This is a genomic window from Mesorhizobium sp. GW821-FHT07A06 (genome assembly GCF_059419085.1).
Window position 1 is genome coordinate 98,274 of sequence record NZ_JBWKRC010000013.1, and the last position, 23,117, is coordinate 121,390.

General features: G+C 62.7%; 16 protein-coding genes, 1 tRNA gene and 1 pseudogene. 10 read left to right on the plus strand and 8 right to left on the minus strand.

Features of this window, described 5'->3' with window-relative positions; all coding sequences use genetic code 11:
* Positions 1-330: 330 nt before the first annotated feature.
* The 3 genes and pseudogenes from AC07SZ_RS29745 to AC07SZ_RS29755 all read right to left on the minus strand — a co-directional run bounded on the left by AC07SZ_RS29745 (position 331) and on the right by AC07SZ_RS29755 (position 3,314).
* Entirely contained in the window at positions 331-1,617 is a 1,287-nt protein-coding gene (locus AC07SZ_RS29745; protein WP_056566078.1) for an NAD(P)/FAD-dependent oxidoreductase, read from the minus strand.
* A gap of 89 nt (positions 1,618-1,706) precedes the next feature.
* Positions 1,707-1,856: pseudogene (locus AC07SZ_RS29750) on the minus strand (four helix bundle protein); the annotation flags it as partial.
* Between the two features lie 21 nt (positions 1,857-1,877).
* Positions 1,878-3,314 (minus strand): glutamine synthetase family protein, encoded by a 1,437-nt coding sequence (locus AC07SZ_RS29755; RefSeq protein ID WP_056566081.1) that lies wholly within the window; start codon positions 3,312-3,314, stop codon positions 1,878-1,880.
* Between the two features lie 147 nt (positions 3,315-3,461).
* Between AC07SZ_RS29755 and AC07SZ_RS29760 the strand changes: the two genes are divergently transcribed.
* Complete coding sequence (locus AC07SZ_RS29760; RefSeq protein ID WP_494917060.1) at positions 3,462-4,178, plus strand: HAD family hydrolase; 717 nt, start codon at positions 3,462-3,464, stop codon at positions 4,176-4,178.
* Positions 4,179-4,189: 11 nt separating this feature from the next.
* On the opposite strand, the gene AC07SZ_RS29765 is transcribed toward AC07SZ_RS29760, so the two are convergent.
* The 3 genes from AC07SZ_RS29765 to aceA all read right to left on the minus strand — a co-directional run bounded on the left by AC07SZ_RS29765 (position 4,190) and on the right by aceA (position 6,463).
* The gene (locus AC07SZ_RS29765) at positions 4,190-4,633 is read right to left on the minus strand and encodes a response regulator (protein ID WP_494917062.1); all 444 of its coding nucleotides are present in this window, start codon (positions 4,631-4,633) and stop codon (positions 4,190-4,192) included.
* Positions 4,634-4,873: 240 nt separating this feature from the next.
* The gene (locus tag AC07SZ_RS29770) at positions 4,874-5,116 is read right to left on the minus strand and encodes an SMc00767 family acetate metabolism repressor (RefSeq protein ID WP_006202762.1); all 243 of its coding nucleotides are present in this window, start codon (positions 5,114-5,116) and stop codon (positions 4,874-4,876) included.
* Positions 5,117-5,173: 57 nt separating this feature from the next.
* Complete coding sequence (gene aceA, locus AC07SZ_RS29775; protein WP_172374473.1) at positions 5,174-6,463, minus strand: isocitrate lyase; 1,290 nt, start codon at positions 6,461-6,463, stop codon at positions 5,174-5,176.
* A gap of 236 nt (positions 6,464-6,699) precedes the next feature.
* Between aceA and AC07SZ_RS29780 the strand changes: the two genes are divergently transcribed.
* The 6 genes from AC07SZ_RS29780 to AC07SZ_RS29805 all read left to right on the plus strand — a co-directional run bounded on the left by AC07SZ_RS29780 (position 6,700) and on the right by AC07SZ_RS29805 (position 13,669).
* Positions 6,700-8,145, plus strand: coding sequence for a helix-turn-helix domain-containing protein (locus AC07SZ_RS29780; RefSeq protein WP_056566094.1), 1,446 nt, complete (start codon positions 6,700-6,702; stop codon positions 8,143-8,145).
* 136 nt (positions 8,146-8,281) lie between these two features.
* Entirely contained in the window at positions 8,282-9,235 is a 954-nt protein-coding gene (locus AC07SZ_RS29785; RefSeq protein ID WP_056566098.1) for a DMT family transporter, read from the plus strand.
* Positions 9,236-9,556: 321 nt separating this feature from the next.
* Entirely contained in the window at positions 9,557-10,654 is a 1,098-nt protein-coding gene (locus tag AC07SZ_RS29790; protein ID WP_056566100.1) for a polyamine ABC transporter substrate-binding protein, read from the plus strand.
* A gap of 82 nt (positions 10,655-10,736) precedes the next feature.
* Positions 10,737-11,876 (plus strand): ABC transporter ATP-binding protein, encoded by a 1,140-nt coding sequence (locus AC07SZ_RS29795; RefSeq protein WP_172374472.1) that lies wholly within the window; start codon positions 10,737-10,739, stop codon positions 11,874-11,876.
* 9 nt (positions 11,877-11,885) lie between these two features.
* Positions 11,886-12,854 (plus strand): ABC transporter permease subunit, encoded by a 969-nt coding sequence (locus tag AC07SZ_RS29800; protein ID WP_056566106.1) that lies wholly within the window; start codon positions 11,886-11,888, stop codon positions 12,852-12,854.
* Entirely contained in the window at positions 12,851-13,669 is an 819-nt protein-coding gene (locus AC07SZ_RS29805) for an ABC transporter permease (RefSeq protein WP_056566109.1), read from the plus strand. The genes AC07SZ_RS29800 and AC07SZ_RS29805 overlap by 4 nt, the downstream gene beginning before the upstream one ends.
* 91 nt (positions 13,670-13,760) lie before the next feature.
* Here the strand turns inward: AC07SZ_RS29805 and AC07SZ_RS29810 are convergent, their stop codons facing one another.
* Positions 13,761-15,614: an AsmA family protein gene (locus AC07SZ_RS29810; RefSeq protein WP_056566114.1), complete on the minus strand. Its 1,854-nt coding sequence runs from the start codon at positions 15,612-15,614 to the stop codon at positions 13,761-13,763.
* A 198-nt stretch (positions 15,615-15,812) separates the two neighbouring features.
* Between AC07SZ_RS29810 and AC07SZ_RS29815 the strand changes: the two genes are divergently transcribed.
* Positions 15,813-17,783 (plus strand): acetoacetate--CoA ligase, encoded by a 1,971-nt coding sequence (locus AC07SZ_RS29815; RefSeq protein ID WP_494917064.1) that lies wholly within the window; start codon positions 15,813-15,815, stop codon positions 17,781-17,783.
* 244 nt (positions 17,784-18,027) lie between these two features.
* Here AC07SZ_RS29815 and AC07SZ_RS29820 read toward each other — a convergent pair whose 3' ends face one another.
* Positions 18,028-21,942 carry a PAS domain S-box protein gene (locus AC07SZ_RS29820; protein WP_494917066.1) on the minus strand — a complete coding sequence of 1,305 codons (3,915 nt, stop codon included), beginning with the start codon at positions 21,940-21,942 and terminating at the stop codon, positions 18,028-18,030.
* Positions 21,943-22,188: 246 nt separating this feature from the next.
* Between AC07SZ_RS29820 and AC07SZ_RS29825 the strand changes: the two genes are divergently transcribed.
* Both AC07SZ_RS29825 and AC07SZ_RS29830 read left to right on the plus strand, forming a co-directional pair.
* Positions 22,189-22,647, plus strand: coding sequence for a phasin (locus AC07SZ_RS29825; RefSeq protein ID WP_056566362.1), 459 nt, complete (start codon positions 22,189-22,191; stop codon positions 22,645-22,647).
* A gap of 354 nt (positions 22,648-23,001) precedes the next feature.
* Positions 23,002-23,078, plus strand: a tRNA-His gene (locus AC07SZ_RS29830).
* Positions 23,079-23,117 lie beyond the last annotated feature (39 nt).

The window sequence follows — 23,117 nt, forward strand, 5'->3', positions numbered from 1 at the left end:
AGTCCGGCGTCTGATCGGCATCGGTCCCAAAATCAACGCGGGCAAGCCCGCAGCAATCCCCGAATAGTCGCCCAGAAGCGGGAACCTTTCACCCGCGATTGTGGCATCAGTACGCCATTATAAGGGATTCTGCCCCTTTGCCGGCATTTACGCAATGTGCCGCTAGGGCAACAAATGTTACAATGAATATTACAATATTACATCAGATCGTGACGGCGATCCGATCCCGTCCGAACTGCGTCGCGCCGAAACGGGTTCAGCGACGCGCTTCAAGCCTTCTTTTCGCGGATGTTGTTCTCCAAACCGCGGAGCCAGCTTGGGGGACATTCACTAAACCCTGTCGCGAAGCGCGAACCAGTTGAGCGCCAGGAAAAGCAGGGGCGTACGGAAACGGCGGCCGCCTGGAAATGGCGGAATTTTCAGGTCCTCGATAAGCTTCAGCCGGTCGCGGTTGCCGGCAACTGTCTCGGCATAGAGTTTGCCGAAGAAGTTCGACAGCATGACGCCGTGGCCTGAATAGCCGCCAGCCGAGATCACATTGGGCATCACTTCGCGCACGAACGGTTTCCTTGGCACCGTGATGCCGACATAGCCGCCCCAGCCATGGGTGATCTCGATATCCTTCAATGCCGGATAGAGCTCCGCGATCTGACGGCGGATATGGATGTGGATGTCCTTGGGGTCGTTGACGCCATAGACTTCGCGTCCCCCGAACAACAGTCGTCCATCCCTCGACTTGCGGAAATAGCGCACGACAAAGCGGGAATCGTCGACCGCTTCGCCGCCGGGCAGCACTTTCAAATCCGCCCCCAAAGGCACGGTCGCGCCGATGAAGGAGCCGATCGGCATGATGTGCGCGGCACTCACCGGTTCGAGCGCGCCGCCATAGGCGTTGACCGCGATCAGGCATTTCTGCGCCGTCACGGTGCCTCTTGGCGTCGAAACCCTGACCTTGCCGCCGGTCGAAACGATGCCGGTCGATGGCGTTCCCTCGAACAGCTGCGCGCCCGCCTGCGCCGCCACCCGCGCCGTGCCGATCACCAGTTTCATGGGATGGATATGGCCGGTGCCGGTGTCGCGTGTACCGCCGAAATAGGCGGTCGAACCAAGCCGCTCCGCCGTCTCCTTGGCATCCATGAAAGAGATATGCGGGTAGGAGAAACGGCTGGCCATGATCTCCGCATGCGCCTTGTAGTCGTCGACATAGCGAGGCTTGTGCGCCACGGAGAGCTGGCCCGGCATATAATCGATATCGATCTGGTTGGCGGCGGCGAATTCGATGAGATGTGCCTTCGCCTCCTCGGCAAGATCGAACAAAGCCTTGGCACGGGACAAGCCGTACTCCGCTTCCAGGTCTTCGGCCCAGGCGCGCTGGCCGGTGCCGAGCTGCCCCCCATTGCGTCCGGAAGCGCCGTCGCCGAAGCGATACGCCTCGATCAGGACGACATTGGTTCCAGCCTTGGCCAGATGTGTCGCCGCCGACAGCCCGGTAAAGCCGCCGCCGATAATGACGACATCGCAGGCCCGGTCGCCGTCGAGCGCCGGGTATTCGGGTCTAGGTCCCGCCGTGTCTTCATACCATGAGCGGCCGGGAGAAATGGGGGATTGGTAAGGCATGGTGCTCACGGGGAATAGGGGAATAGGGGAATAGGGCAGTAGGGCAGTAGGGTGAACCTATTCAGGGAACAATTTGCGGATCAGAAGCCGGGCACGGAGGTGGCTGCCCTGCGCAACTGAGCTGTCAATCCATAGATCTCTTCTTTGGGCCAAGCTCTTGTCGCTTCGTAGATTGATACAGCCAGGTCCATTGCCTGCTGCCAGACGATCAAATCTCTGTACGATTCGATCTTCGCCACCGTCTGTCACCCCCTACTCCCCTAAACATTCAGCAACAAATACTCCCGCTCCCACGGGCTGATCACTTCCATGAAGGTCTCGAATTCCGCCCTCTTGATCGCTGCATAGGTGGCGGCGAAGGACTTGCCCAGCAATGCGCAAAGCTCCTCATCGCCCTCGAACAGGTCGACGGCTTCAAGCAGGCTGCGTGGCAGGTCGATCTCGTCCGCATTGGCGGTCGTCAGCACCGGAGGCTCGGCCTTGATCTTCCGGGTGATGCCGATCAGCCCGCAGGCAAGCGATGCCGCCAGCGCCAGATAGGGATTGGCGTCGGAGGACGGGATGCGGTTCTCGACGCGTCGCGCCGCAGGGTCGGAGCGTGGCACGCGGAACGCGGTGGTGCGGTTGTCATAGCCCCATTTGTTGTTGACCGGGGCCGAAGCCGCCTGCGTCAGCCGACGGTAGGAATTGACATAGGGCGCGAACATCACCAGCGCGTTCGGCACGTGCTTTTGCATGCCGCCGATGAAATGGAAGAACTCCGGGGTTTCCGAGCCGTCCTCGGCCGAAAAGATGTTCCTGCCTGTCTTCTTGTCGACGATCGACTGATGGATGTGCATGGCCGAACCCGGTTGGCCCTGGATCGGCTTGGCCATGAAGGTCGCGTAGATTTCATGCTTGAGCGCGGCTTCGCGAATGGTGCGCTTGAACATGAACACCTGGTCGGCGAGTTCGATCGGGTCGCCATGGCGCAGATTGATCTCGAGCTGACCGGCGCCCTCCTCGTGAATGAGCGTGTCGATCTCCAGGCCCTGGCTTTCGGAGAAATGGTAGATGTCGTCGATCAGTTCGTCGAACTCGTTGACGCCGGCGATCGAATAGCCGGCGCCGCCGCCGATTGCGCGCCCCGAGCGGCCGACGGGCGGGGTCAGCGGATAGTCCGGGTCCGGATTCTTGCGCACCAGGTAGAATTCGATCTCGGGCGCCACCACCGGCCTCAGCCCAAGCTTGTCGTAGGCTGCAAGCACCCGCTTCAACACATTGCGCGGCGTGAATTCGACCGAGCGGCCGTCCTGGTGGACGAGGTCGCAGATGACGGCCGCCGTCGGGTCTTCTTCCCACGGCACCACCGTCAGTGTCGAAAGATCCGGCATCAATTTGAGGTCGCCATCATCCTCGGGATAGTGGAAGCCGTTGCCATCTTCGGGATAGCCGCCTGAAATCGTCGTCATGAAGACGGCCGAAGGCAGCGCCAGCGAGGTGTTGGAGGTGAATTTCTTCGACGGCATCATCTTGCCGCGTGCCACGCCAGCCTGATCAGGCGTGATGCATTCGATATCCTCGATGCCACGCCATTCCAGCCATTCGCTGACTTCCTTCCAGTTCTTCACACCACGCAGGTTTTTCACGAAGGCAGGCGTGCGCGCTCGTCCTCCGCGGCTCGACGGACGGACTTCCTTTTTTGCAGGCGGCATCATTCACCAGATTGGGTTGCGGATTTCGGAGTATAGCCGTGCCCCACTGTGGAAGGGAAGGGGAGCCGCTGCTGGCATTTGCCGCCGCGGTTGAAAATCGCACCCGGCTCGGCTTAGGCTCGGCCCGCCCCTGAACTCAAGAACTCGACGATGCGAACCAGTAGCGAAGTGACCACGATAGGCTTCGACGCCGACGACACGCTTTGGCAGAACGAACGGTTCTTCCGCATGACGGAGAAGCGCTTCGCCGCCATGCTTGCCGACCATGGCGAGGAGAAACAGATTTCGGCCCGATTGCTCGAAGCCGAACGGCGCAACCTTGCCGTTTATGGTTTCGGCATCAAGGGATTTACGCTGTCGATGGTCGAGACGGCGATCGAGGTCACCGACGGACGGGTCCCGGCTTCGGTCATAGCGCGGATCCTCGATGCCGGCCGCGAGATGCTGGCTCACCCGATCGAGGTCTTGCCGCATGTGCGTGAGACGGTGGAGAAGCTCGCCGGCGTGTACCGCCTCGTGATGATCACCAAGGGCGATCTCTTCGACCAGGAGCGCAAGCTGGCTGGCTCCGGCCTCGGTGACCTGTTCGATGCGGTCGAGATCGTCAGCGACAAGAACGCCGCGACTTATGCCCGCCTCTTCAGCCGCCACGGCGACGGTCCGGCAAAGAGCATGATGGTGGGCAATTCGCTGAAGTCGGACGTGGTGCCGGCCATCGAGGCCGGCGGCTGGGGTGTCCATGTGCCGCACGAACTGACCTGGGTGCTCGAGCATGTCGAGGCGCCGGTCGCCGACCCGCGATTCCGCCAGATATCCAACCTTGGGCAATTGCCCGAACTGATACAAAGCATCACGAAGCGAGATTGATCGCGCCTTGGTTAGCGGCTGATCAGGCGATCGATGACCGGTTGCAGCCGTTCGGGCGTGATCGGCTTCGCGACCACGACGTCGATCACGCTCGGCAGGCCCAGGCTTTCCGGCGTGCCGTTCTTGGTTGAAAGCAGGATGACGGGAGGAAGCGATTTGCCCGACGCCCGCCGCAACGTTTCGATGCCGGACATCAGATTGTCGCAGTCCTTGTTGTCCGCGCCGCCGTCCAGGACAATCACGCTCGGCACAAGTGTTCGCAAGGTCTTCGCCGCCATGTCAGGCGATTCCGAGATTGGCCTGAGCCCGGATCGCTCGACGATCTTCGACACCACCACACGATTGATCGGCGATTTCCCGACAACAAGCACTTGCGAGGGACCGCGGATCGTTTCGGCGCTTGAACCCTGGGTCACCAGATTCGGATGTTTCGCGGTCTCCCCCTCGCTACTCACTGGGCACCCAAGTCGGCCAAAAGCTCGCCCCTATTTCAATGCAGAGTTGAAATCTGGGTGACAATTGGCGTGAGATCGCACTCCATGTCAAGTTGAAATAAAAGAGCTTGGAGACGCCTCCCCCAGCAGTGGAGTCAAGCAATAGTACTGTACTGTCCTGTCCATGGATTGGTTACATAAAAATAAAATTCACCTGCGCATCCGCTGCGCAGGTGAGAGGTCGGTTGCAACGATTGCCGGTCAGCCATGACTCTGCTGTGTGACGATTACCGGGATCAGAAGATCGCCCCAATTGCCATCGCCGCCATGGTGCCTGGCCGAGCGCACCAGCTCCACCGAGACGCCCGCCTCGACCGCCTTCATCACCGACTGGTTCAGTCTGTGCAGATCGTTGGCGAGCATGCGGATCGTCGCCTGCTGGTCGACGCTCATCGTGGTCGATTGCTCTTCCGCCCGTTCCTTGACGCGGCTTATCGATGCCATTGGTCTTCTCCTGTTTCTGAAGCCCTGCTGGGCGTTTCCTCGGTATTTTCCGAGCCGCTATTCGGCGGCCGGTTTGAATTGTGCGTGTTCGGTCGATTCATGCATGGCGGTGGTCGACGACTTGCCGCCGGTGATCGCCATCGACACGGCGTCGAAATAGCCGGTGCCGACCTCACGCTGGTGCTTCGTGGCGGTGTAGCCATTGGCCTCCGCGGCGAACTCGGCTTCCTGCAACTCGGAATAGGCTGCCATCTGCCGCGCCTTGTAGCCACGCGCCAGCTCGAACATTCCGTAGTTTAGCTGGTGGAAGCCGGCCAGCGTGATGAACTGGAACTTGTAGCCCATGGCGCCGAGTTCCTTCTGGAACTTCGCGATCGTCGCGTCGTCGAGATTCTTCTTCCAGTTGAACGAGGGCGAACAATTATAGGCGAGCAGCTTGCCTGGATGATGCTTGCGCACTCCCTCGGCGAATTTCTTGGCCTGCGCCAGGTCCGGCTTGGAGGTTTCGCACCAGATCAGGTCAGCGTACGGCGCATAGGCGACGGCCCGCGCGATGCAGGGCTCGATGCCGTTCCTGACCTGGTAGAAGCCTTCCACCGTGCGCCCGGCATCGTAGTCGACGAAGGGCTGGTCGCGCTCGTCGATATCGGATGTCAGAAGCTTGGCGGCTTCCGCATCGGTGCGCGCCACGACGAGCGTCGGCGTGCCCATCACGTCGGCCGCGAGCCGCGCGGCGTTGAGGTTGCGGATATGCGCGGCTGTCGGGATCAGAACCTTGCCGCCGAGATGGCCGCACTTCTTTTCCGATGCCAGCTGGTCCTCGTAATGGACGCCGGCGGCACCCGCCTCGATGAACGCCTTCATGATCTCGAAGGCGTTGAGCGGTCCGCCGAAGCCGGCTTCCGCGTCGGCGACGATCGGAGCGAACCAGGTCTCGACCGAGAGCCCGTTGCCCTCGGAGGTCTCGATCTGGTCGGCGCGCTGCAGCGTCCGGTTGATGCGCTTGACCAGCTCCGGCGCTGCATTGGCCGGGTAAAGCGACTGGTCGGGATACATCGCCGAGGCGGTGTTGGCGTCTGCCGCGACCTGCCAGCCCGATAGATAGATCGCCTTCAGCCCGGCGCGCACCTGCTGCATCGCCTGGTTGCCGGACATGGCGCCGAGCGCGTTGACGAAATCCTCCTCGTGGATCAGCTTCCACAGCCGGTTGGCACCCATTTCGGCAAGGCTCTGACGAATCTGGACCGAACCGCGCAGCCGCTTCACATCCTCCGGCGAATAGGGGCGTTCAATGCCGTCGAAGCGACCTTCCGGCGCCGAGGGAACGAGGTTGTAAAAATCAGTCATGAGTCACTCCGAAGGATTGCTGTACTTTGTCCGCGCACCAATCTTTGGCGAGCTGCGATGTGACTGACTTTACATTGCGGCGCAAAATCTCCCAGAAAAATCAGCAATCATAGTCGCAGATAAGGGAAAACCTGTGTTGCGTTTGACAGAAGGCTGTTGTAAATTTGTCATGTTTGTAAAACTGGTGAGGATCGAATTATCGCGGATGCCGTGTAAATTTCTGTCAAGGGCAGTCGATGGCTGACCAGAAGATCTTCGCGGGGCCGCGCATTCGCCGCATCCGCAATGCCAAGGGCCTCACCCAGACGGCGATGGCCGAGGGGCTCGGCATCTCGCCGTCCTATCTCAACCTTATCGAGCGCAACCAGCGGCCGCTGACGGTGCAGCTGATCCTCAAGTTGGCCTCCGTCTACAAGGTCGATCCGCACGAGCTGCAGGGCGAGGCAAGAGGGTCGGTCGCGGCCTTGAAGGAGGTGTTCACCGATCCGCTGCTGGTCGGCGAATTGCCGGGAGATCAAGAGCTGATCGAACTTGCCGAGGCGGCGCCCAATGCGTCGGCCGCGGTGATAAAACTATTCCGCGCCTATCGCGAGCAGGCCGAGCGGCTGTCCGACCTCAACGAGCTTCTGGCGCGCGAGGGCCGGGCGACGGCGCTTTCGGGCGCCCGTTTGCCGATCGACGAGGTGCACGAGACCTTCGAGCGGCGGCCGAACCATTTTACCGCACTCGAGGAGGAGGCGGAGGCGTTCACCGCGGTCCTTGATCCCGGCGATGACCTGTTCGGTGCCTTGAAGGCCTGGCTGAAGCGCGAATACGGCATCGTCGTCAAGGTGCTGCCGGTCGCCACAATGCCGAACTGGCGCCGCCGCTACGATCGCCATTCGCAGCGCCTGTTCCTGTCGGAGCGGCTGTCGCCGTTCGACCAGTTGCGCGAAGTGGCGATGGAAGCCTGCCTGATCCGCATGACGGTCGTGGTCGCCGGTCAGATCCAGGCGCTCAAGCTGAGCACGGACGAAGCCCGTCGCCTTGCCCGCTTCGAACTCGGTCGCTATGCGGCGCATGCGCTGATGATGCCCTATCAGGCCTTTCATGGGGCGGCCGTCCGCGCGCGCTACGACATCGACGTCCTTCGCTCACGCTTCGGCGTCTCCTTCGAGCAGGCGGCGAACCGGCTGACGATGCTGCAGCGGCAGGGCGCACCTGGTGTGCCGTTCTTCATGCTGGAGGTCGACAATGCGGGTAACCGCTTCCGCAGGGCCGGCAGCCAGGGCTTTCCGCATAGCCGCTTCGGCGGCGGCTGTCCGAAGCTGCCCGTGCACGTCGCTTTCACCCAGCCCGGCCAAGTTTTCGTCGAAGCGGTGGAAATGCCCGATGGCGCCGAATTCCTGTGCCTTGCCCGCACGCTGGAGGGGCCGCAGGGCGCATTCTCGGAGCGTCCGCGCCGCACTGCGCTGCTGCTCGGTTGCGACATCGGCTTTCGCGACGACATCGTCTATGGCGCGGCGCTGCCCGGCGCGGCCGCCGGAAAGTCGGGAACAGGCGCCGTCGTGGCGACGCCGGTCGGACCCGCCTGCCGGCTTTGCGAGCGTGTCGGCTGCCTGGCGCGTGCCGAACCGCCGGTGACGCGCCCGCTCGGCCTCGACGAGATGGTGACGGGCCTGAGCGCTTTCGACTTCCAGTAACGCGGCGGCAGAGGTGCCACAATCGTCGCCTGTGTCTGGATCACCCGCGGGTCAAGTCTTTGCGTTACGCGAACAGGGCAGTTTTTTGTCGTCTCTTGCGCATCGTCCCGTCCACACAAGCTCGACAGTCGCGCCCATGACAGACGCAGCATCATCACCGGCCCTTGTCGCTTCGACCGCCTCGCCGCGCGAGGAACGCGTCGGCATGCTTCTGGTCTTCCTCTCGGCGCTGATGTGGAGTTTCGGCGGCACCATCGCCCGCTTCATCACCGTGGGTGACAGCTGGACGGTTGTCTTCTGGCGCTCGGTTTGGGCCGCCGCCTTCCTGCTCGCCTTCATGGCCTGGCGTGACGGCTGGCGCGGCATGCTGAGATCGTTTCGCGACATGGGCCTGCCCGGCCTTGCCGTCGGCTTCTGCTTCGCCATCGCATCGACTTCCTTCGTCGTGGCGCTCGCCTACACCACTGTCGCCAACATACTTTTGATGCAGGCCGGCGTGCCGCTTCTGGCGGCGCTGTTTGCCTGGGCGCTGTTTCGCGAACGGATTGGTGTCGTGACCTGGGTGGCGATTGCCGCCGTCATCGCAGGCGTCGCCATCATGGTGTCGGAATCGCTCAATGGCGCCGTCTCGCCCATGGGCGACGGGCTGGCGCTGCTGATCGCGTTCATGTTCTCGATCGCCACCGTCATCACAAGGCGGTTCGCCAGCGTCAGGATGACCCCGGCGACCTGTCTCGGCACGATCCTGGCCGCGGGCCTTGCCGCCTCGCAGGCGTCGACCTTCACGGTCTCGGCCGGCGACATGGGCTTTCTCTTCGCGTTCGGCGTGGTCAATCTCGGCATCGGCCTTGCCTTCTTCGCCACCGGCGCGAGGCTGATCCCGGCTGCCATCGCGGCACTGCTTGGCACTTTTGAGCCGATCCTTGGGCCGATATGGGTCTGGCTCATCCATTCCGAAGTGCCGTCCGGACGCACCATCATCGGCGGCGCGGTGGTGGTCACGGCGCTGCTTGTCCATATCGGTCTCGAGTTCAAACGCCAGGCACGGCCGCGGCGGGCAGGCGTCACTGGGGTGCCGTCGCCGAATTGATGCGGGGGCCGATGCTTTGCCATTGACAACCTCGCTGCCGCCCGGGCAGGCTGGGAACACGGCAACAACAAGACAGGCGTATCTTGCCAAGTCTCCCCGGCGGCCCGATCGAGACCGGACCATATTTCTGTATTTCTGTCCGCGCGGCGGCGAAAGCTTCTGACGGCACTGCGATTCCCCCCAGTCCGGGTCAATCGCGCGGCCGCGACCGGCGCGCCAATCGCCGCTTGTTGTCCCCTGGAAAGCTCAATAGTCTGAAACAAAAGTCCGGTCGCGCGTCGCGACGAGCCGGCGACGGAACACTCACCAAAGGAGAATAGCATGATCCGCAAAGCGCTCTGGCTTTCGGCGACCTCGGTATTTCTGACATTGTTCACGCCCGCCGGGCATGCCGAGGATCGCGTCGTCAACGTCTTCAACTGGTCGGATTATATCGACAGTTCGATCATAGACGACTTCACCAAGAAGACCGGCATCAAGGTCGTCTACGACACGTTCGATTCCAACGAGATCCTGGAAACCAAACTGCTCGCCGGCGGCAGCGGCTACGACGTCGTCGTGCCGAGCGGCAACTTCCTCGCCCGCCAGATTCAGGCCGGTGTGTTCCAGAAGCTCGACAAGTCGAAACTGCCGAACCTCTCCAACATGTGGGACACGGTTTCCGAGCGAACCGCCAAATATGATCCCGGCAACGAATACTCGGTCAACTACATGTGGGGCACGGTCGGCATCGGCTACAACACGAAGAAAGTGCAGGCGGCACTGGGCACCGACAAGATCGACAGCTGGGACGTGTTCTTCAATCCGGATAGTCTTGCCAAGTTGAAAGACTGCGGCGTCTACGTGCTGGACTCGCCGGCCGACATCATACCGGCGGCGTTGAAATATCTAGGCCTCGACCCGAACAGCACTTCGCCGGACGATATCGCCAAGGCCGAGGAAGCTTTGCTCAAGGTCCGTCCCTACATCAGGAAGTTCCATTCGTCCGAGTACATCAACGCGCTCGCCAATGGCGACATCTGCCTCGCGGTCGGCTGGTCGGGTGACGTGTTCCAGGCCCGCAACCGCGCGGTCGAGGCCAAGCAAGGCGTTGAAATCGGCTATTCCGTGCCGAAGGAAGGCGCACAGATGTGGTTCGACCAGATGGCGATCCCCGCCGATGCGCCGCATGTCGCCGAGGCACTCGAATTCATCAACTACATGATGACGCCCGAAGTGATCGCCAAATCGTCGAACTACGTGCTCTATGCCAACGGCAACAAGGCATCGCAGCAATTTGTCGACAAGGCGCTGCTGGAGGATCCGGCTGTCTATCCGGACGCCGCGACCTTGCAGAAGCTCTACACGGTCTCCCCTTACGATCCCAAGACACAGCGTATCATCACGCGCAGCTGGACCAAGATCGTCACCGGCCAATAAGCATCTGAAGCGACCCCGGCAGACAACTGCCGGGGTCGCGTATTTTTGGGGCACGAAGCAAGAAACAGCACGGAGTGGGGATATGAAATCGCTTGGCAGCATCCGCAGGGATTTCGCGCCATGGAACGACCCGAACGCCAAGCCATACATCCAGTTCGACAAAGTCACCAAGAAGTTCGGTGACTTCACCGCCGTCAACAATCTGTCGCTGACGATCTTCGAGCGAGAATTCTTCGCCCTTCTCGGTGCCTCCGGTTGCGGAAAGTCGACCCTGCTCAGGATGCTCGCGGGCTTCGAGGAACCGACGGCCGGCCGCATCCTGCTCGACGGCCAGGACCTGCGTGGCATTCCGCCCTATCGCCGGCCGGTCAACATGATGTTCCAGTCCTATGCCCTGTTCCCGCATATGACGGTGGAAAACAACATCGCCTTCGGCCTCAAGCAGGAAGGCATGCCCAAGCCCGACATCGAAAAACGCGTCGCCGAGATGCTGAAACTGGTCAAGCTCGAGCAGTTCGCCAAGCGCAAGCCGCACCAGCTTTCCGGCGGCCAGCGCCAGCGTGTCGCGCTTGCCCGCTCGGTCGCCAAGCGGCCGAAGGTGCTGCTGCTCGATGAGCCACTGGGGGCTCTCGACAAGAAGCTGCGCGAGGAGACCCAGTTCGAATTGATGGATTTGCAGCAGGAACTTGGGCTGACCTTCGTCGTGGTCACCCACGACCAGGAAGAAGCGATGACCATGGCCGATCGCATCGCCATCATGGACAAGGGTGAGGTCATGCAGGTGGCGACGCCGGCGGAAGTCTATGAAGCCCCGGCCTCGCGCTTCGTCGCGCATTTCGTCGGCAACGTGAACATGTTCGAGGGCAAGGTCGCCGAGCGCTTGGCCAACACCACCCGCATCACCGGCGCGACAGGTGCCCAGATCGTCGTTGAAAACAGCTCCGATACCGCAGCCGGTTCCGACATCGTTTTCGCCATCAGGCCGGAGAAGATCAAGGTGTCGTCGAAGAAGCCGGCGGACGCTGTCAATGCGCTGGAAGGCGAGGTCTACGACGTCGCCTATCTCGGCGACATGACCGTCTACCACATCAGGCTGGATGACGGGCAGATCATCAGGGCAAGCGCGCTCAATGCGGCGCGAGTGACCGACGATCCGCTGACCTGGAACGACCGCGCCTGGGTGTCCTTCCGGCCCGACGCCGGCGTCGTGCTGGCGCGGTAGGGGGCTGACATGTCCAACATCGCCGTCACCGATGCCGCCGGACCATCGACTGTCGCCACGCCGTTCCTGACGCGGCTGGGTGCCGGCTTCGTCAACCGGCTCGTCATAATCGTCCCTTACCTCTGGCTGCTGTTCTTCTTCCTCATCCCGTTCATCATCGTCTTCAAGATTTCCATGTCGCAGACGGCGATCGCCATGCCGCCCTACACGCCGGTGCTCGATTTCAGCGATGGCGTCTCCGGCTTCTTCGCCGGGTTCCGAGACCTCAATTTCGACAACTATGTCTGGCTGACGCAGGACGCGCTTTATTTCAAGGCCTATGTGACGAGCGTCATCATTGCCGCGATCTCGACCGTGCTGACGCTGATCGTCGGCTACCCGATCGCCTATGGCATGTCACGTGCACCGGCCACCATCCGCCCGACCCTGCTGATGCTGGTCATCCTGCCGTTCTGGACCTCGTTCCTGATCCGCGTCTATGCCTGGATCGGCATTCTCAAGCCCGAGGGGCTGCTCAACCAGCTATTGCTTGCCACCGGCATCGTCAGTCAGCCGCTGATCATCCTCAACACCTACACGGCGATCTTCATCGGCATCGTCTATTCCTATCTGCCGTTCATGGTGCTGCCGCTCTATTCGTCGCTGGAGAAGATGGACTATTCGCTGATCGAGGCGGCCAAGGATCTCGGCTGCCCGCCAACATCGGCTTTCTGGAAGATCACCTTCCCGCTGTCGCTGCCCGGCGTCATTGCCGGCTGCCTGCTGGTGTTCATCCCGGCCGTCGGCGAGTTCGTCATCCCCGATCTGCTCGGCGGATCGCAGACGCTGATGATCGGCAAGACGCTCTGGAACGAGTTCTTCGCCAATCGTGACTGGCCGGTGTCGTCTGCCGTGGCCGTCATCCTGCTGTTGTTGCTGACCGTGCCGATCATGCTTTTCCAACAGGCACAGGCGCGTGCCCAGGAGCAGGGCAAATGAACGCCACCTGGAGCCGCTTCAACGTCACCTCGATCGTGCTTGGCTTCGCCTTCCTGTACCTGCCGATCGTGCTGCTCATCGTCTTCTCCTTCAACGAATCCAAGCTCGTCACCGTATGGGGCGGCTTCTCGACCAAATGGTACGTGTCGCTGTTCCACAATCAGGGCCTGATGGACGCCACCTGGGTCACGGCGCGTGTCGGCGTCATTTCGGCGACGGTGGCGACCGTGCTCGGCACGCTGGCCGCGCTCACCCTGACGCGCTACACCCGCTTCCGGGGCAGGGTGCTGTTTTCCGGCATGGTCTTCGCGCCGCTGGTCATGCCGGAAGTCATCACCGGCCTGTCGCTGCTGCTGCTCTTCGTTGCCGTCGGCCTCGACCGCGGCTTCTTCACGGTAACGCTCGCCCACATCACGCTCACAATGTGCTTCGTGGCCGTCGTGGTGCAATCGCGGCTGGTCTCCTTCGATCGTTCGCTGGAGGAGGCGGCGATGGATCTCGGCGCGACGCCGGCGAAGACTTTCTTCCAGATCACGCTGCCGGTCATCCTGCCGGCGATCGTGTCGGGCTGGATGCTGGCTTTCACGCTGTCGCTCGACGATCTTGTGATCGCCAGCTTCACCTCGGGGCCGGGCGCCACGACGCTGCCGATGAAGATCTACAGCCAGGTCCGCCTCGGCGTGACACCGGAGATCAATGCCGCCTGCACCATCCTGATCGCCGTCGTCGCGGTCGGTGTCATCGTCGCCTCGATCGCCAACAAGCGGCGGGAGGTACAGCGTCAGATCGACGAACAGGCGGCGCAGCGCGGGTGAGCAGCTCGAAAGTGTGCCCTCGGGCTTGGCCCCGAGGGTGACAACCGGTTCTCGCACGAGGCGACGTTCAACTGAAGGGTGCGTGCTTCTGCTATTCGCCCGAAACGCCGCGGCTTATCGGGGAAATGAACGGCGTGCTCCAGGTTCCGCCGACGAAGAAGGACGACTGGTTGGGCCCCTGCTGGCCGTTCTTCTGCGCCGCCGCCTGGTCAGGTTGGATGACGCCGCCCGACAGTGCCAGCCCACGCCCCGCATAGGAGGCGATGCCGGAAAGCCAGATCTTGTATTTCGCCGAATTGGCCTCGGCCTTGTCCAGCCTCGCCACGCCGCGCGAAATGGTCGCCTTCACTTCGGCGCCGTCGATCGGCAGTGTTCCGTCCGAAACATCGTCGAGCGCGAAGAAGCCGCCCTGTTCGGTATGCTTGAGAAAGGCCGCCAGGTTGAACTTGCTGAGCGCGCCGGGGCCGAAAGTCGCCGAGACCGAGCCATCGGCGTTTTCAAAGATCGAATCCCAGGTCCTGCCCGGTCCCTTGAGGATGACCGAAACGGTGCCCGTGCCAACCGGCACCAGCCGGGTCATTCCGGCGGCCGTACCGAACGCCCCGCCGTCGACATCGGAAGCAAGCAGCCGGATCTCGACCTGTGTTCCCTCGGGCTTGCGGTCGAAACGAAGGCTGGTCTGGATGTTGCCGCCAAAGGCCGACGCGTCGGAGATATCGAAGACGGAAAGACCGTCCTTGACCTGGGCGGTGGCGGCGACGTCGGCAAGCTGGATACTGCCAGCCGTGGCATGCGCCGCCGACAGTCTGAGATCGAGATTGACCCGATCGGCGAAGCTTGTGTCGACGTCACCCGGTCCAGCCCCGCTTGCCGGCCCCAGCGGCGTGAAGGCGGACAGGAACGATCTGAGGTCGAGCGTATCGAAGGCGAGCGTGCCAGATATCACCGGCTGGGCGTCGCCAAGCGACAGGTCCAGCGCGCCCATACCCGGATTGTTGTCCAGCGTGAGCGCGGTGTTCTCGAATTTGACGCGACCGGCCGACGCCGTGACCTTGCTGGAAATGCTGACGGAACCGATCGCCGCGCTCGGCGCGATACCGGCCTGCGACCATTCCAACACGCGGCGCAGCGAAGGTGCCGCGAACTTCACCTGGCCGTCGAAATAGGCGTTCTGGGACATGTTGGCGGTGCCGTCGAAGGAGAAGGTGGCGGGCGCTGCCTTGAAGGACAGGGTGAGCGGCGCCATGCCCCCGGCAAACAGCACCAGCGGCTTCGGCGAGGCCGCGTCCAGGGCGACGCTTTCGCCACGCCAGATACCGGTTGCCGACAATGTCGCATTGCTGTTCATCGCCGCCCAGGTCGCCTGGCCGCTAAGGCTGCTGAGGATTTCCACGTCCTTGCCGTTCACGGAAGCAACCATGCGGCCGTCCCTGAACTCGACCGTGCCGAAGGCGTCGGTCGGCAGCTTGTCGAGGTCGGGCTTGGCGGGATCGGCACTGACCACGCCGCGCGCCGTGTCGATGGAGCGCGCGATGCGCCCGCCCGTCGGCGCGGTGGGCAGGAACAGGCCATCGGTCGTGCGCTGCACGCGGATCGTCGGACGCACCAGTCGCGCCGTGGAAAACGCCACGTCGCCCTGCAATGCAGCCATGGCCGAGAGGTCGATTTCCACCCGTTCGGCCTCGACGACCGGCGGTGCATCGGTATCCGTCCACTTGGACAGCGTCACATCGGTCAGGATTGCCCGGAATTTCGGCCAGACCTCGATACGCGGCGAGCCTTCGATGGCGACCCGGAAGCCGCTCCAGGCGCTCATTTCCCAGGCAATGCGGTCGCGCACGATGCGCGTCGAGGCGATCAGCGGCAGCGCGGCGACCACCAGAGCAATGACGATCACGGCAGCGCCGATCGCCCATACTCCGCGGCGGATCAAGGATGATGGCATCTCGCCCTATATGCTTCCGTTCCGATTAATCGCCCGACGGGTGTGCCCCAGTCGTCACTACGACTTAGGACTGAGGCATTTCAAGTCTTTATGGCCCGGCGATGGCATTTGCGCACACCTGGTCGCCTCGGCCCAACAAAATCTTGCTCTGCTGCGCTGCGATATGCATAAGCGATGACGACCGTGGGAGGATCGATCATGGCTGCAGAAGTACCGCTCTGGACCCCGACGCAAGACCGGATCGAAGCTTCGCCACTGACGGCTTTCCTGAAGGCCGCGGAGGCGAAAGCCGGCGCCACGTTCTCCTCCTATACCGACCTTCACCGCTGGTCGATCGAGGATCGCGAGACGTTCTGGAGCCTGATGTGGGACTTTTCCGGCCTTGTCGGCGACAAATGGACCAATGGGAGCGAGCGCGTGCTGGCCGATGGCGACAAGATGCCCGGCGCTGCCTTCTTCCCCGACGCGACGCTGAATTTCGCCGAGAACCTGCTGAAGAAGACCGGTGCCGGCGAGGCGATTGTCTTTCGCGGCGAGGACAAGGTCGAGCGGCGGCTGTCCTGGAATGAGCTGCATGGCCTGGTCTCGCGTCTGCAGCAGCTTTTCCTGTCGCTCAAGGTGAAGAAAGGCGACCGCATCGCCGCGATGATGCCCAACATGCCGGAAACCGTCGCGGCGATGCTGGCGGCGGCCTCGATCGGCGCGGTGTGGTCATCCTGCTCACCCGATTTCGGCGAGCAGGGCGTGCTCGACCGCTTCGGCCAGATCGAGCCCGTCATCTTCATCGCGCCCGACGGCTATTGGTACAATGGCAAGGCGATCGAGGTCGCCGACAAGGTCGCGGCGGTCGCGGCCAAGCTCGGCAGTGTCCGCAAGGTTCTGCTCGTCGATTATCTCGGCACCTCGGTCGATGTGGCCGCGGTCATCGACAAGGCCATGGCGATGGAGGAGGCGCTGGCGCCCTTCGCCGTCAAGCCCGTCACCTTCGAGCGGCTGGCGTTTTCGCATCCGCTCTACATCCTGTTTTCATCCGGAACCACGGGCATTCCCAAATGCATCGTCCATTCGGCCGGCGGGACGCTGATCCAGCATGTCAAGGAGCATCGGCTGCATGCCGGGCTCGTCGACGGCGATCGCTTCTTCTATTTCACCACCTGCGGTTGGATGATGTGGAACTGGCTGGTGTCGGGCCTCGCGTCCGGTGCGACGCTGCTGCTCTATGACGGTTCTCCCTTCTATCCCAACGGCAATGTCCTGTTCGACTTCGCCGACGTCGAGAAGATGACCTTCTTCGGCACCTCGGCGAAGTTTATCGATTCCGTGCGCAAGGCCGGTCTCAAGCCGATCGGCAGTCACGATCTGTCGACCGTGCGGGCGATATCCTCCACCGGTTCGCCACTGTCGCCCGAGGATTTCCGCTTCGTCTACGAAGGCATCAAGAAGGACGTGCATCTGGCTTCGGTTTCCGGCGGCACCGACATCGTCTCGTGTTTCGTGCTCGGCGTGCCGACCGAGCCGGTCTGGACCGGCGAAATCCAGGGTCCTGGCCTTGGCCTTGCCGTCGATGTCTGGGATGACGACGGCAAGCCGATCCGGCAGGAGAAGGGCGAACTGGTCTGCACCAAGGCCTTTCCGTCCATGCCGATCGGTTTCTGGAACGACCCCGACGGCAAGAAATACCAGGCGGCCTATTTCGAGCGTTTCGACAATGTGTGGTGCCATGGCGATTTCGCCGAATGGACTGAGCACGGCGGCATGATCATCCACGGCCGCTCGGACGCCACGCTCAACCCGGGCGGCGTGCGGATCGGCACGGCGGAGATCTACAACCAGGTCGAACAGATGCCGGAAATCCTGGAAGCGCTGTGCATCGGACAGGATTTCGACAATGATGTGCGCGTCGTGCTGTTCGTGCGGCTGGCCGTGGGCGTCCAGTTGGACGAGGATCTGGAAAAACGCATTCGTGCCAAGATCCGCGGCGGCGCGAGCCCCCGCCATGTCCCGGCCAGGATCGTCGCCGTGCCGGACATTCCCCGCACCAAGTCTGGCAAGATAACCGAACTCGCCGTGCGCGACGTGGTGCATGGGCGCGCCATCAAGAACAAGGAAGCGCTTGCCAACCCGGAGGCGCTGGAGCTGTTCCGCAACCTGCCGCAGCTTGCCGAATGACCGGCCCGTCATGGTTAACGGATCATGTCTCGGGAATTTACCTAGATTTCACGAGTGGTACACATTCGTAAATTTTTTGGCGACCCGGTAAGGACTTGTTAAGGCCCGACCTCGATAGTCGCATGTAACTTGAGGGAGAAATCCCGTTCCTCAGCCCCCGGAGGATCTGATTCGCTCAAGCCCCCGTTGTGACAGCAATCCCATCTCTTAAGGCGTCCTTTGGGCGCCTTTTCTTTTGGAGCCGCTATTCCGCGAGCACCCTGGTCGAGGGAAAAGCGACCTCGACGAGCGTGCCTTCGCCGGGTGTCGAATTGATGGTGAAGCGAGCACGGTTTGCTTCCACCATCGCCTTGGTCAGCGGCAGGCCGAGCCCGGTGCCGTCGCCGCGCCCGCGCTTCAGCGCATTGATCTGCTTGAACGGCTTGAGCGCCTGTTCGATCTCGGCCTGGCTCATGCCGATACCGGTGTCGCGCACCCGCATGACGACATCGCCCGAGGTCTCGTACGCGGTCGAGACGATCACCTGGCCGCCGGCCTGGGTGTAGCGGATGGCGTTCGACAGGATGTTGAGCGCGATCTGGCGCACGGAACGCAGATCCGCCACCACTTCCGGCAGCCGCGAGGCGAAGCTTGAGCGGATGATGACGCGTTCGCGGTTGGCCTGCGGCTGCATCATCGCCACGGTCTCGGCCAGCGTGTCGTTGAGCGACACCGCCTCATAGGCCATTTCCTGCTGGCCGGCTTCGATCTTAGAGATGTCGAGCAAGTCGTTGACCAGGTCGAGCACATGGTTGCCCGAGCGGTTGATGTCACGCAGATAGTCGCGGTAGCGGTCATTGGCGACCGGCCCGAACTTCTCGTCGACCATCAATTCGGAAAAGCCGATAATGGCATTGAGCGGCGTGCGGATCTCGTGGCTGATGCGAGCCAGGAAATCGGTCTTCTGCGAGGATGCCCGTTCGGCCACCGCGCGTGCTTGCGTCAAATCCTCTTCCGCTCGCTTCCACTGCGTGATGTCTCGCACCACGGCACAGAAGCCGCTGTCGTTGGGCAGCCGGCCGATGGTCATGAACAGCGGGATGAAGCGCCCCTGTGCTTCGCGCCCGATCACCTCGCGACCGTCATTCATCACGCTTGCCACACCGGGCTCGGACAGGCCGGTGAGATAGTCGCGAGCCGCGCGCTGGCTCTCGATGGCAAACAGCGAGGCGAATGGCTTGCCGGTCACCTCGTCGCTGTCGAAGCCGAACAGCGCTTCGGCCGGGCGGCTGATCGAACGGATGGTGCCGTCGCTGCCGATCAGCACGACGCCGTCGGTGGCGGTGTCGATGATGGTGCGCATCTCGGCGATGCGTGCCTTGAGTTCGGAAATGTCGGGCTGCGTCGGCTCCTCGCCCACCACGTGCAGGGCCACAGGCGCGTCATCCTCGCCGGAACGGCGCACGACCAGCATCAGGGCCTTGCCGTCTCGCCAGGGCACGGAGCGCAGGATGGCGTCGATCGGGAATTCCTGGCCGTCGCGCGTCTTCAGCCGCAGCGTCCGGTCGCTCCCGTCGGAGGCGCCGTCATCCCCATAGGGGTCGGCAAACAGCGCGCCCAGGCCGCCGGCATCAGCGAGGTCCTCGAGTGCTGCGTAACCGGTCAGGTTCAGGAACTCCTCGTTCGCATAGTGCAACTGGTCGCCCGAATGAATGAGCAGCGGCACCGGCAGCTTGCCGAGCAGCAAGGTGTCCGGAGCCTTGCTTTCGTCGCCGACGGAAAAAGCCGATGGCACGAACCCTTCGGTCTTGAGCGGCGGCACCCGCAAGCGAGGACGTTCAGCCGCGCTCTCGACGGTGTCGGCTGCACTGGCGGCTTCACCGGTGAGTGCGGCGGCCTGCTCATCAGCGGCCGCGGCTTCCTCGCCGTCGGCCCAGTCCTCATTGTCCTCGGCATCGCGAAAATCAGCCGATGTCATGCTGTCGTCATCCTCGACGGCAGCATGCGTGGTGTCTTTGGTATCAGGTCCTTCGGCCGCGACCGGCTCGGTCCCCTGCGGTTCCGCCACCGCGGGTTCTGAAACCGGGGGCTCGTCATTGTTCGCGACAGGACCGGATTCATCGTTCCGGTCGGCGTAGTCGAGCAACGAGCCGCTCACACCTGGCAAGGTGCTGACGGGCTCCTCATCATTCACTTCGTCCGGGTGACCGCCATCAAGCCGTGCGAGATCGGCCTCGTCCTCGGCATCGGTCTCGGATGGCTCGGCCAGCGCCGCATCCTCCTGATCCGGCACGGCATCATGTGTCGCCGCGATCTCGCCGGCGGGTTCGATCGAAGCCTCTGTCTTCGCGGCCGGGGCCTCCGCCGTGGTCTTGATCGCCGGTTCCGTCGGGCTTTCGATGCCGGGCTTTTCGGTTTCCGGCGGCTCGGCCGGCGCGCTCTCCTTCTTCAGCCGCTCGCCGATCTCACGGAAGGCGCTGCGCTCCAGCGTCGACAGTCCCTTGTCATTGGCCGGTTGCCGGTGTTCGGCCAGCCGGATGACCTTGTCGGCAAAGCGCCGCTCCTGTTTTGGCACGATGGTCAGCGCCGGCACCTCGCCCTTGAACGGGTCCGCCGCGTTCGGCTCCTCGGTCTTTGGCTCTTCAGTGGGAGCTTCGACGGTTTCCGGTACGGACGAAGCTGAGGCCTGGCCATTGGGTACGAGGGCCATGCCGATCGCTTCCGGATCGACGACTGCGTCGCTGGCGCGGGCAACGCCGAAGCCGCGAAAACCTTCGAAGGCGCGGCTGCGGCCATAGACAGGCAAAGCCGCGAGGTCGACGGGAATCTTGAGGTCGGTGCCGACCACGGGCCACAGCACGGAGCGGCCTGACCAGGTGTCGCGTCGCTCCAGCAGGCCGGCTATCTCGCCGGACGCGTCAAGGCCGAAGGTCGCCGCGACATCCCTGAAACGCCGGCCGATTACGTCGGCGGCCGGCTTGCCGACGATGTCGGCGAATTCCGGCGACAGCGCGCTGAACCTGCCCTCGGCGTCGGTGCGCCAGACAAAGCGCAGCGGTGCCGCCGAGCGATCTATGGTGCGAGTTGGGGCTGTGGCCGATGCGGTCGGGGAGGCGGCCTCGTCCCTTTTCGCGCTGTCCGCCGAAGCCTCGGTGCCGATTGCTTCGGCCACGGCCTTCGGCTCCGGCGCGGCTGGCGCGTCGTCCTCACCGGCATTGAAGTACCAATGATCATGCTGTGCAGTCGTGCGGTCCGCCACCGGCTGATCATTGTCGGCGGCAGCTGGCGCTGGCCCGGTTGGAGGGAGGGCTGGCGGCTGCTCGGGCGCGGCATTGCCCGTCAGTCCCTCGATCGCCTTTGTCTTTGAAACATCCGCCGGCGGCTGATTGTCCTGGTGGGACTCGGATTCCGCGGAAAAGCTCTTGGCCGCTGTTGTCGCGCCGCCAATCCGGTTGGCGCGGCTTTCCGTCGCTTCGGACCGTCCGTCCGCCGGAGCTTCTGCGGCAGGCATGTTGTCCTCGAGCTGATCCTCGTCGATCACCACAAGGAGATGCCGCTCAGGCGTCAGCCGCGCGAGGCCGGCCGGGTAGGAGGTGCTGCCGCCCGGAACGAGGCGCTTGACGATACGCTCGCCTTCGGCAGTCACGTCCGCCACCAGGGCGGCCAGCGTCGCGGGCTGGATGCCGAGCCTCGAAAACCCGTACGATGCCGCCTCGACATTGCCCCCCGCGTCGATGAAGGCGATGAAATGGCCGTCTTCGGTGAAGCCGCCGATCGCCCGGCTGGCGATCTCGGCGGCACTACGCGAGCCTGTCTGCGCGGCCGGTACCGCCAGCATGATCGCCTTCTCGCCATCGGGCAGCGTCACGGCACTTGCAAGGAAGCTGACAGCGCGGCTGGTCATTCCCGTCGCCAGCCGCACCATGATGGCGCGGTCGCTGCCGATCTCGGGAAAGCCGCTGGTGGCCATGATCTGGCGGCGGGCGATCAGCGGCAGCCGCGCCGAGGCGCCGATGATCGCTTCAATGTCGGGGTAGCCGAACACGGCTGCGCCCGGCCCGTTGGCCCAGATCACCTGCTCCAGGTCCCCCGACAGGATCGCGATCGCGTCGCCGGCGGCAAAGCGCTGGCGGACCGCGTCGAGCACGGCGACGTCGAGGAAGGAATATTCGGACGGCATGCGCTTGGCGAACCCTCACGGAGCGGCGAAATTGCAGTTAACGCTTTGTTAATAAAAGCCGCAGCCACGAAGGTCCACAAGCCAGAACGTGCAAAGGCTGGAATTTGGGCTCTTGGTTAACGGCCCAAAAGATTTTTTGTGCACTGCAACAAAGATATTGCAATGCACAAAATTTGCCTTTATATTGCCACCATACATGAACGAGACGGCTTTCTGTCAAAGCCGCTGCCGCTGAAAGGATGGAAAATGTCCAGGACCAAGACTGCCGAGACCATCGAAAACGTTGAATTCCCGAGCTTCGACGCTTCCAAGGCCACCGACCAGATCCGCGCTTTCGCCGAAAAGGGCGTTGAGCAGTCGAAAGAGGCCTATGCCAAGCTCAAGACCGGCGCCGAGGAGACCCAGAAGGCTCTGGAGTCGACCTACGAGACCGCCAAGACCGTTTCCAGCGACCTGTCGCTCAAGACCATCGCGGCACTGCGCGCCAATGCCGAAGCCGGTTTCTCGCATCTCGAAGCCCTTATCGGCGCCAAGTCGCTGTCGGAAGTCATCGAACTGCAGACCGCCTTCCTGCGCAAGCGCGTCGAGTTGTCGGTCGAGCAGGCCAAGGAGTTGCAGGCTGTCGCTTCCAAGGCGGCCGAAGACGTCTCCAAGCCGATCAAGACCGCCTTCGAGAAGGCGATCAAGGACATTAAGGCTGCCTAATATTTGCGCAGGATCAGGAGATGCAACAAAAGGTCGCATTTTCTTCAAACTGATCAGGCGTATGATGCCAGCCATCAAGGAATACCCGGCGAGTGGAACCTCCTCCCTCTGCTCCCGGGGTGACCAGCCAGCTCCTCCTCCCGCTGGCTCGTAACAGGAAAAGGCCGGCACCTCCTCCCGCCGGCCTTTTTCTTTGCCCGGGGGATACTGCTCGACGCGGCGAGATGTGGGGAAGTGGTCTTTGCTTCGCAAAAGCCTTGAATTAAAATCCATAAGCCCGTAAGGACGCATCGCCGAACGACAGAGTGGGTCAAGTGGAACGCGTTTCCGACGAGATCACGCCCAGGCAAATGTGCCGTTGTAGCTCAGCTGGTTAGAGCGCCGGATTGTGGATCCGGAGGTCGCTGGTTCGATCCCAGCCAACGGTACCATCGGCCCTTCCAATAAGATATTGATTTTGCTGAAGAATT